This is a genomic window from Bacteroidia bacterium, from assembly GCA_025056095.1.
GTDB lineage: Bacteria > Bacteroidota > Bacteroidia > JANWVE01 > JANWVE01 > JANWVE01.
Window position 1 is genome coordinate 1 of the sequence record JANWVW010000092.1, and the last position, 10,556, is coordinate 10,556.

Sequence of the window (10,556 nt, forward strand, 5' to 3'; positions counted from 1 at the left end):
CAGCGAAGTACCGAAGCGAAGCGCAGTGCGGAATGCCCCGACCCTTGCGTCAGCAAGGGGCACGCCCAAAAAATAAAGAAATAAAACTGTATTTTTAGCAATATTCAGGCAAGGTATTGAACAAGGCAAAAGCTTAGCTCATAGCAGAAGCTAAATCACTTGTACATTTGTACTTCCATTTTCTTGTTTGCATCAATATATCCTCTGAACATGCCATCTGTATTAAATGTTATGTAGATATTTCCTTTCTTATCCAAAGCAATCAGACCTCCTGTACCACCTATTTGTCCGATAAAATCCATAGTTTGCTGTGTAGCTTCTGAAACTGAAAGTCCTTTCATTTGCATCAGCGCGCTTACTCTAAAAGCTGCCGCAGACCGAATAAAGTACTCTCCGTGTCCTGTAGCAGATACAGCACAAGTATTATTGTCTGCATAAGTACCTGCGCCAATGATTGGTGAGTCGCCCACTCTGCCATATTTTTTATTCATCATACCGCCCGTAGAAGTACCTGCGGCAAGATTTCCATATTTGTCTAAAGCTACACAACCTACGGTTCCAAACTTTGAAGGTGGCTCTATGCTTGACTTTTTGTTCTGCTGTTGTTGAGCTGCTTTCCAACTTTGTTTAGCCTTTTCTGTGATAAAGTATTCAGGTTTAACCATAGTAAGCCCCTTGCTTTTAGCAAATACTTCCGCACCCTTTCCAATCATCATAACATGGGGCGATTGTTCCATAACACAACGAGCAGCTTGGATAGGATTTTTAATTGTAGTTACTCCTGCGACAGCGCCTGCTTTAAGGGTTTTACCTTCCATGATAGAAGCATCCAATTCAGGTTTGCCTTCTGAATTTAGCACTGAACCTACTCCTGCATTAAACAGGGGGCTATCTTCCAAAAACATGATAGTTTTTTCTACTGCGTCCAAGCAGGTTCCGCCAGATTCTAGTATCTCATACCCAATTTTAAGAGCTTTTTCCAAAGTCTGTAAATGTGCTTTTTCTTCTGCGTCTGTAAAATTACCTTTGCTTATTCCCGCACCTGCACCCCCATGAACAACTATTACAGGTACATTTTGGGCAAAAGCTATTACTCCGGACATTAAAAGTACAGCAACCTGAATAAGTGTGCGTTTCATATGTTAATTATTTTTTTCGTACAATTTTAACTAGTTCAACTTCAAAAATAAGCGTAGAATTAGCAGGTATAGTACCTACGGCTTTTTCGCCATAAGCTAACTGGGGAGGTATTTTGAGAATAGCTTTGGCACCTTCATTGAGCATAGCAATGCCTTCGTCCCAGCCTTTGATAACTTGCCCTGTCCCAAGTTTGAACCCAAAAGGTTGATTACGCCGATATGAGCTGTCAAACTCATTGCCATTTTCTAACGTACCTCTGTAATGAACATATACACTATCTCCTGTATTCGGTTTATCACCTTTACCTTCTTGAGTGATAATTACTTTCAATCCACTTGCAGACTTAATTGCTTTATTTTCATCAAATTCTACAGGTTTTGGATTGTTTGTTGGATTAGATGCCGTAGGATTGTCTGTTTTTTTAGCTTGATTTGGATCTATTAGTAAAAGTTCTAACATTAACGTACTATTTGCAGGGATTTCATTGTCTATTTGGTTTTTGCCAAAACCCATACTTGGCGGAACAATTACATTTACACGCGTACCTGCTTTCATTAGTAAAAGCGTTTCATCCAAAGCTTTGATATAATTACCGCTGCCCACTTTGACAAAAATAGGTGGGTTAGCCTTTTCTTGACTTGAAGCAAGAACTTTTCCATCTTTTATTGCCAATCTATAATGAATTTGAACAATGTCCCCTATTTTAGGAACGCTACCTGTACCTTCTACTAACGTAGCAATTTCTAAGCCCGATGGAGTTTTGTAGGTTTGTCCTGCTTTAAGTGGGGAGTCTTGGGCAAAATTAGGATACAACCATAAGCTCAATAATAAAGTAATAGCAGCTTTTTTCATGCTTGCAAAAGTAAACATTTTCTGATTATTTCAAAGAGATGCAAAATTTTAGAAAACGCCGTGTTTTACATTTAATAAATTTGAAATATATAAGCTGTTTTGTTGTATAAAATTTGCACTAAATTTGCCCTCAAAATAACACTTAAAGAAAACTACTTTTTTTAGTATGATAATTGTTACAGGAGCAGCAGGTTTTATTGGTAGCTGCGTAGTTACTACGCTCAATCAAGCAGGTTATACGGAGCTAATTTTAGTAGATGACTTTTCAAAGTCCCATAAGCAAGCTAACTACGAACATAAAAAATATGCCAAGCTTATCTCTCGCAATGAATTTATTCCTTGGGCTATCAATCATGCAAGGGAAATTCAGTTTATCATCCATTTAGGCGCGAGAACTGATACTACTGAATTTAATCCAGCTATTTTTGACAAACTAAACCTTACCTACTCCAAGGATATATGGAACTTATGTGCTAACAATCAAATTCCTTTAATTTATGCCTCTAGTGCAGCGACCTACGGGATGGGCGAATATGGCTTCAAAGATGACGAAAGCCAACTTTCTGTTCTTAAACCACTCAATCCTTATGCTGAGTCTAAGCACAATTTTGACAAATGGGCTGTCCAACGTAAAGAAAAGCCTTTTTTTTGGGCAGGATTGAAGTTTTTTAATGTGTACGGTCCTAATGAATACCATAAAGGAAGAATGGCTAGCGTAGTATATCATGCTTTTAATCAAGTTCAAGAAACAGGTAAAATCAAGCTTTTTCGCTCACATAATCCAAAATTCAAAGATGGGGAGCAGATGAGAGATTTTATTTATGTCAAAGACGTGTGTAAAGTAATTTTATTTCTAATGGAAAACCGTACTGCAAGTGGAATCTACAACTTAGGCACAGGAAAAGCTCGGACTTTTGTAGATTTAGCTAATCAAGTTTTTTATGCTTTGAATAAAACCCCTAACATAGAATTTATAGACACACCCAAAGATATTCGTGAAACTTACCAATACTTTACTCAAGCTGAAATGCAAAAACTGCGTGAAAAAGCTAAATATACTGCACCTTTTTACTCTTTGGAAGAAGGAGTACAGGAATATGTAAAAGAATACCTTGTACCTAAAAAGTACTATTAAAAGCTGCTACGCTTTCTAACTTGAATTTTTTAATTTTGTTTTTAATGACCAAAATTATTCTCACACAGGACTCTTCACCTACGGTAATTCATCAAGAGCTAGGGGTCAGCTATCATTCTATGTTCGGGGCAAGAGGTGAAAGTGAGTATGTTTTTATTAAGCAAAGTGAACTAGAATTTAAGCTTGGCACTCAAAATGAAGTGAGAATAGTAGAAATTGGACTTGGAACAGGACTAAATGCTTGGCTAACCTACCAACTAGCCCAGCAGTACCCAAACACAAAGGTAGTTTATACTGCTTTTGAACTGTACCCCCTACGTGCGGATATTTTAACCTCATTCTATGAACTCTTGGGTGATACTTTCTTTAGTAATGTAATCGCTAAATTTCCACAAAACACTACTTTACAAAACTTTGTAACTGACTTTTATTTTTCTTCTTGGTTAGACGCCCAATTAGAACCAAATACAGCAGATATTATTTTTTATGATGCGTTCGCCCCCAAAGCTTGCCCTGAGCTATGGACAAAAGAAGCCATAGCAAAATCTGTACGTACTCTAAAAATCAATGGGATATTAACTACTTTTAGCGTTACAGGTCAAGTGAAGCGGTATCTTAAAGAAATGCCTGTGGATATTTTAACGCCAAAAGGTTTTGGTAAAAAAAGACAGATGCTCAAAGTAATTAAAAAAGGTTCGTTTTAGTCCCAATTTTGGATTACAGCAATGATTATACATGTAAGTGTTATTAAATACAGGAGGTATTTGAAATGCTTTATTTTTTCAAGCAAATGTATATCAAAGTTGCGTAAAAGATAGATAACAAAAGTGCTAACAACGATTCCAAGTAGACTTCCCACCGCAACATCCGCAGGAAAGTGCGCGCCGACGTAAATCCGAGTGTAAGCCACTAAGCAAGCCAAAATAGCTAAACTAAATTGAAAAATGAAGTTTTTTTTAATTCGGCTAAGGACCGTAGATGCGCTCATTACAGTAACGCTGTGTCCAGAAGGAAAACTGTTGTGTTCAGGTACAGGATTAAGTAGAATATAAATGGATTGCTGACGCAACAGTTTAGCAGGTCTGTACCAGTCTGAAAACAGTACCTGCTTACATATCTGTACAATCAAAGCAGTAACTAAAACACACACAATAATCTCAAAAGCTACTTTCCAATACTTGGAACTGCCACAAGCTAAAACCAATGCAAAAATAGATACATAAAAGCCGTTTCCGAATTCTGTGAGTAGTACAGCTAAATTATCTAATTGAGGAACTCTTATTCGGTTAAGTATTACAAAACTTTGGTGGTAGCCCCAATATAAGCTTATCAATAGCAAACTTATAGCAAAAAAGCTGGTTATGATTAGAAAGGATATAGAAAAATTTTTCATGTGCTAAATTTTTCAACATTTAATTTTCTTCCATTCTCAAAGTCAAAGATAGCGTATTTCCACAACTTGCGTTTGTGTAGCCAGTATTGAAAAGAAGTTTTAATTACTCCTAATCCGTATATCACACTTCTGCGAAAGTTAATAGAGGAAGCTTCTTCAAAGTATTTAGTCGGACAAGTAATTTCGGCAATAGTGAATCCCTTCATAGCAATTTGAGCAAGTATTTGATTATCAAAAACAAAGTCGTCAGAGTTTTCTTCTAGTGGAAGTTCTTTTAAGACTTGGGCTGAAAAAGCTCTATATCCTGTATGATATTCAGCCAGCTTTTGTCCCATCATGATATTTTGAAAAAAGGTTAAAATTCGGTTGGCAATGTACTTATATAGTGGCATGCCACCTTTTAACGCGCCTTTGCCAAGTATTCTCGAACCTAACACTACGGGATATAAGTCCTGTGCAATGAGATAACTCATAGAAGGTATAAGTTTAGGCGTATACTGGTAGTCAGGGTGTAACATAACTATGATATCCGCACCGATAGAAAGTGCTTTGGCGTAGCAGGTTTTTTGATTGCCACCATATCCACGATTTTTTTCATGTACAATAATGTGCTTAATTCCTAACGATTTTGCTTTTTCAATAGTTTTGTCTTTGGACTGATCATCTACTAGAATAACTTCATCTACAATATCAAATGGGATTTCTTGATAAGTTTGCTCTAAAGTTTTTTCAGCGTTATAAGCGGGCATTACTACTACTAATTTCTTGCCTAATATCATAGCCACAAAAGTACAAAAAACTATTTGGGAACTTTTTAACTTGCAGCGTATAGCTCAAACGGTCAAGAATTTGTGTGTTCAATCTACTTTTTGATGTATTTATATATGAAGGTTTTAAGATTTTCATCTATCAAATATCTCCATTTAGTAAATCAAGGTCTGCGGCAGGATGTGGCTCCACGACAGTTTGATTAGCGCCCTAAATTTTGATTACTAAAATATGCGATTTCTGTACACTACACGACGAATGCGTGGGATCTTTCTGCCAAAATGGCATATAAGTTTAAGTTTTTGGCTTTAAATTCGTTATGTGAAAAATTGGCAAAACTATAGACAATTTTTGATTATCAAAGGTAAAATCCCACAAATTTGGTAGTATTTTGGCGAGTTGGAGTACATTAACGGAAAGGGTGTAGTCAAAATTTGCTTTGCATATAGGTAGCCAGTTTTTTGTGTGAGACTTTTTTGAGTAAATAGGCATTTTTGAGGTATTTTGAATTTTTTGAAAGATTGTTTTTGGTTTGAATTGCGTGAGGCATGCGGAGGGTGGGCGTTAGCCCAGTGCGGAGCGAAGCGCAGCACCGAAGCGATAGCGTAGCCCGTAGCACGCCGACCTTGTGGGCATGAGCGCAAGCGAAACGCCCACAAGGACACGCCCAAAAAAATAAAATCAAAACCTTACACTATCCCTAAATGAGACATTTTGTGGAACAAAAAACAAATAATAACAACGTTCCACAGGCTAATTTTGAACAATAACCTACTAAACCGCCATTTTTTCAGAAAAGTTATCCACTTATAAACACTCAGAATGTGGATAACTTGGAAAAAAATGTGGATAACTTTGTGGATAAATTACCTCAAAAGTAAGCAAAAAGTCCATTTTTTGTAGATATGTGGATAAGTTTGTTTATAAGTTAAAACTTATGCACACTTTATTCACCTTATAAGTGGATAACTAAAAGTTATCCACATTTTTATGCAAATGTGGATAACTTTTACAAGTTCTTAAATATCAACAACCTACACTGAAACCTAATGTGGATAACTCTGAAAAAATTGTGGATAAATTGTGAATAAGTTTGTATTTTTGTAGTTATTCACATATCCACAGGTGTTATAATTATAACCGAAGGTTTATAAAAACTTAAAATGTATGTTAATTGACTTGTCCAACGTTCAGAAGGTAGGCTTTGTAGATGTGGAGGTAGACCCTACCTTAGATTTAGAAGCCGAAATTCTAAAGCTGAAAAAAGAGAAAAATGCCGTACTGTTAGCGCATTACTACCAAGAGAGCGAAATTCAAGATATAGCAGACTATATTGGTGATTCCTTAGGTTTGGCACAAGAGGCACAAAAAACACAAGCGGATATTATTTTGTTCGCAGGCGTGCATTTTATGGCTGAAACGGCAAAAATTCTCAATCCTGATAAAAAAGTGCTTATCCCTGATTTAAAGGCAGGCTGTTCCCTCGCAGATTCCTGCCCTCCGCAGGCTTTTGCCCAATTCAAAGCTAAACACCCTGACCATGTAGTAATAAGCTATATCAATTGTACTGCTGAAATTAAGGCTCTGACAGATGTAATTTGTACTTCAAGTAACGCAATTAAAATTGTAGAGTCCTTTCCCAAAGATCAACCTATCATTTTTGCTCCTGATAAAAATTTAGGAGCATACATAAACAAAAAAACGGGTAGAAATATGCTACTATGGAACGGCGCTTGCATGGTGCATGAGATATTTTCCTTAGAAAAGATTACCAAACTAAAAGCACGCCATCCTAACGCTAAAATTATCGCTCATCCTGAATGTGAAGCACCTATTTTAGAAATAGCTGACTTTATAGGTTCTACCACTGCTTTGTTAAATTATACTGTAACTGACAGTGCTACCGAGTATATTGTGGCTACTGAAACAGGAATTTTACATCAAATGCAGAAAAAATCGCCCCATAAGACCTTTATTCCTGCGCCACCTAATAATAATTGCGCTTGTAATGATTGTCCCCACATGAAGCTTAATACGTTGGAAAAAGTATACTTGGCTTTAAAGTACGAGCAGCCAGAAGTGGATGTCCCTGAACCTATTCGCAGCCAAGCCCTCAAACCTTTGTTGAGAATGTTAGAACTAAGCAAATAGTCTAACTTTTCAGCAGGGCTAAAACAATAAATAGGTACAGCGTTGCTTTAACGGCGCATTATTTAGTGCGTGCTGCGCAATGCTTCCGTTGGTCATAGAACGGGAACTATCTTTGTTTCGTGCTTAAATTGTGCCGTATTTAGTATCGCTTAAAGGAAATGAACATTAATTTTTGGATATAATAGACACAATTTAGAAACATCCGAAGCTGTACCACATTATGAACAAAAATGAACGTTCACGGTTTGTGTTGAAGAATTGAAATACTAGAATGAACTTAGCGTTTATAGTTTGTTTCTTACAGTTTGTATTGTAATAGTACGTAAGGATATCTACGACTGGGTAGCTTTACATTACAATTTTATGTAAGAAATTCATGTACTCACATAATATTTTTACAACTTTGAATTTTATTCTTACAAGTTTATTTTTGAACTAAGAACCTCTAAGTCTATTTCTGATTCCTTGACTGTGGGGATAGTCCCAAGGTAGTATTTTGGATTGGACATTTTAAGTATGATGCGTTCTGATTCAGGATTGTAACCGTTGAATATTATCCCTTTGATAGGGATACTGGCTTGCTCTAGTATGCGTAAAGTGAGTAGGGTATGATTGATAGAGCCTAAGTAGTGCTGTGATACTACTATTACAGGTAAGTTCAAAAAACGTATCAAATCTAGTATGGTTTGATAATCGTTTATAGGTACTAATATTCCTCCTGCACCTTCGGCAATCAGAATGGGATATTGAGAAAGGTCTACATTTGCAAAGTCTAAAAGTGAAATTTGTTTGTTTTCAATTTTCGCGCCTACATGAGGGGATGCGGGCATATCCAAAACATGCACTGGTGGAATAAAGTGTGTATCAGGTAAGTGAGTTATTTTTTTTACAAATTCAGTGTCTACACTTGGATATGTTCCTGCTTGTATAGGTTTCCAATAGACACCTTTGAGTTTATAGGTTAGTACTGCTGCAACAAACGTTTTACCTACACCTGTTCCGATACCTGTGATAAAATATTGATGCTTCATGCCACAAAAATACAAAAGTTATGTACTTTTGTGATATGAAAGAAATTATCTTTGATAAGATAGAGGGACTTTCATTCAGGTTGAGAAATGTTAAAAAAATAAGGCGTTGGTTACATAACTGTGCTAATCAGGAAGGAAAAGAAATACACTCTCTTACCTACATATTTTGCGATGATGAGTATCTTTTTAATCTTAATCAGAGATTCCTAAATCATGATACTTATACAGATATTATTACATTTGACTATTCAGAACAAAATAAACTTATTGGTGAAGCTTATCTCTCAATTGAGCGGATAAAGGAAAATGCCAAAATTTACAATGTATCTTTTCAAAATGAACTTTTACGTGTCCTAGTGCATGGGCTTTTACACTTGTGTGGATACAAAGATAAAACAGAAACAGAAGCTGCTTTGATGCGTAAGAAAGAAGATGAAAAAATTAAAATGTTCCACGTGGAATAAAAACAATAGATTGTAAAAATTTCACGTGGAACATTTTTGTACCTTCAACTAGTCAATCCAGCTATTAAATCATACTTGGTAATGATGTCAATTGTATTGTCATCTAGTTTTACTAACAAAGCAGGATTGTCTTTGGTAATCATTTTTGTCATTGCATCTACTGTGGTATACGGCATAACAAATGGAAAGGGATAGCCCATAATTGTTTCAACGGGCTGATTTTTCGCAGAAGGATCGTCAATCAATCTATCAAGTAGTCTGCTTTCAGTAATACTGCCTACAACTTCTCCATTTTCCATAACCGGCATTTGAGAAATATTTTTTTCTCGCATTATCTTAGCTACTTGTGCTAATGTATCGGTTTTGTTAGCTGCAATAAATTGATAATCTTTACTTTTACGTTTGATTAAGTCCAAAGCTGTAAGTTGAGTCTCCTCCTCTAAATAGCCGTTTTCTTTCATCCACGTATCATTGTATATTTTGCCGACATATCTACTACCATGATCAGGTAAGATGATTACCATTACATCATCTGGACCTAGTTTTTCAGCATATCGCAGTGCACCTGCAACGGCAGCTCCGCAGGAACCCCCTACAAATAAGCCCTCTAAACGAGCTAACTTGCGTGTCATTAAAAAAGCTTCTTTATCGGTTACTTTCTCAATTTCGTCTATTAAATCAAAATGGACATTGCCAGGCAAATTATCTTGTCCAATGCCTTCAATTCGATACGGATAAATTTCATTTTCGTCAAAAATACCTGTTTCTTTGTACTTTTTGAATACAGAGCCATAAGTATCTATTCCGATTACTTTGATATTTGGATTTTTTTCTTTCAAGTATTTAGCCACGCCAGAGATTGTGCCACCTGTGCCTATACCTGCTACATAGTGTGTAATTTTGCCGTCGGTTTGTTCCCATATTTCTGGTCCTGTGGTTTCGTAGTGTGCCTTAAAGTTGGATGGATTTTCATATTGGTTAGGAAAATAAGAGTTAGGAATTTCTTGGTTTAATCTCAAAGCAACATTATGGTAGTTTTGTGGGTCATCATGAGGTACAGCAGTGGGACATACAATCACTTCAGCACCTAAGGCGCGCAAAATATCTATCTTTTCTTTACTCTGTTTATCGTTAGTGGTAAAAATGCATCTGTATCCTTTAATAGCCGCTACTAAGGCTAGTCCCATGCCTGTGTTTCCAGAGGTTGCCTCGATGATAGTTCCCCCAGGTTTGAGCAAACCTGCTTTTTCGGCGTCTTCTATCATTTTTAAGCCGATGCGGTCTTTTACGGAATTTCCTGGATTAAAGTATTCTACTTTAACTAGTATCAAAGGTTTTAAGTGCGCTGCAACGGCATTTAACTTAATTAACGGCGTGTTACCGATAGTTTCTAATATGTTATTGTAGTACTTCATACCACAAAGCTAAGTAAAAAAATAATAGGACTGAAATAAAATAATAATTTATTTTATTTTATAAAATAAAATTTTGATTAAAACAAAATGTAGTTAGATGAAAATTTGAATTTTAATTTTTTGGGCGTGCCCTTGTGGGCGTTTCGCTTGCGCTCATGCCCACAAGGTCGGCGTGCTTCGGGCTACGCTATCGCTTCGGTGCTACGC

Annotated in this window: 11 protein-coding genes; 4 read left to right on the forward strand and 7 right to left on the reverse strand. The window is 36.4% G+C overall.

Annotation, left to right across the window (positions count from 1 at the left end; all coding sequences use genetic code 11):
* Window positions 1-155: 155 nt before the first annotated feature.
* Both NZ519_08020 and NZ519_08025 read right to left on the reverse strand, forming a co-directional pair.
* Window positions 156-1,139, reverse strand: a complete 984-nt coding sequence (locus NZ519_08020) for an isoaspartyl peptidase/L-asparaginase (protein ID MCS7028696.1) — start codon at window positions 1,137-1,139, stop codon at window positions 156-158.
* Between the two features lie 7 nt (window positions 1,140-1,146).
* Window positions 1,147-1,992 (reverse strand): FKBP-type peptidyl-prolyl cis-trans isomerase, encoded by an 846-nt coding sequence (locus NZ519_08025; protein MCS7028697.1) that lies wholly within the window; start codon window positions 1,990-1,992, stop codon window positions 1,147-1,149.
* A gap of 166 nt (window positions 1,993-2,158) precedes the next feature.
* On the opposite strand from NZ519_08025, the gene rfaD reads away from it, so the two are divergent.
* Window positions 2,159-3,127: an ADP-glyceromanno-heptose 6-epimerase gene (gene rfaD / locus NZ519_08030; GenBank protein MCS7028698.1), complete on the forward strand. Its 969-nt coding sequence runs from the start codon at window positions 2,159-2,161 to the stop codon at window positions 3,125-3,127.
* 44 nt (window positions 3,128-3,171) lie between these two features.
* Complete coding sequence (gene mnmD, locus NZ519_08035; protein ID MCS7028699.1) at window positions 3,172-3,831, forward strand: tRNA (5-methylaminomethyl-2-thiouridine)(34)-methyltransferase MnmD; 660 nt, start codon at window positions 3,172-3,174, stop codon at window positions 3,829-3,831.
* On the opposite strand, the gene NZ519_08040 is transcribed toward mnmD, so the two are convergent.
* The 3 genes from NZ519_08040 to NZ519_08050 form a co-directional block, all read right to left on the reverse strand.
* Window positions 3,828-4,466, reverse strand: coding sequence for a phosphatase PAP2 family protein (locus NZ519_08040; GenBank protein MCS7028700.1), 639 nt, complete (start codon window positions 4,464-4,466; stop codon window positions 3,828-3,830). The two genes, mnmD and NZ519_08040, sit on opposite strands and share 4 nt — an antisense overlap.
* Before the next feature lie 50 nt (window positions 4,467-4,516).
* Window positions 4,517-5,299 (reverse strand): glycosyltransferase family 2 protein, encoded by a 783-nt coding sequence (locus NZ519_08045; GenBank protein ID MCS7028701.1) that lies wholly within the window; start codon window positions 5,297-5,299, stop codon window positions 4,517-4,519.
* A 327-nt stretch (window positions 5,300-5,626) separates the two neighbouring features.
* Window positions 5,627-5,959, reverse strand: coding sequence for a hypothetical protein (locus NZ519_08050; protein MCS7028702.1), 333 nt, complete (start codon window positions 5,957-5,959; stop codon window positions 5,627-5,629).
* Window positions 5,960-6,455: 496 nt separating this feature from the next.
* On the opposite strand from NZ519_08050, the gene nadA reads away from it, so the two are divergent.
* Window positions 6,456-7,439: a quinolinate synthase NadA gene (gene nadA / locus NZ519_08055; protein MCS7028703.1), complete on the forward strand. Its 984-nt coding sequence runs from the start codon at window positions 6,456-6,458 to the stop codon at window positions 7,437-7,439.
* Between the two features lie 416 nt (window positions 7,440-7,855).
* Here the strand turns inward: nadA and bioD are convergent, their stop codons facing one another.
* Complete coding sequence (gene bioD / locus NZ519_08060) at window positions 7,856-8,470, reverse strand: dethiobiotin synthase (GenBank protein MCS7028704.1); 615 nt, start codon at window positions 8,468-8,470, stop codon at window positions 7,856-7,858.
* Between the two features lie 35 nt (window positions 8,471-8,505).
* Here bioD and ybeY point away from each other — a divergent pair, with 35 nt between their 5' ends.
* A complete protein-coding gene (ybeY, locus tag NZ519_08065) occupies window positions 8,506-8,934 on the forward strand; it encodes an rRNA maturation RNase YbeY (protein ID MCS7028705.1) in 429 nt (142 codons plus the stop codon).
* A 44-nt stretch (window positions 8,935-8,978) separates the two neighbouring features.
* Here ybeY and NZ519_08070 read toward each other — a convergent pair whose 3' ends face one another.
* Window positions 8,979-10,349, reverse strand: a complete 1,371-nt coding sequence (locus NZ519_08070) for a cystathionine beta-synthase (protein MCS7028706.1) — start codon at window positions 10,347-10,349, stop codon at window positions 8,979-8,981.
* Between the last annotated feature and the right edge of the window lie 207 nt (window positions 10,350-10,556).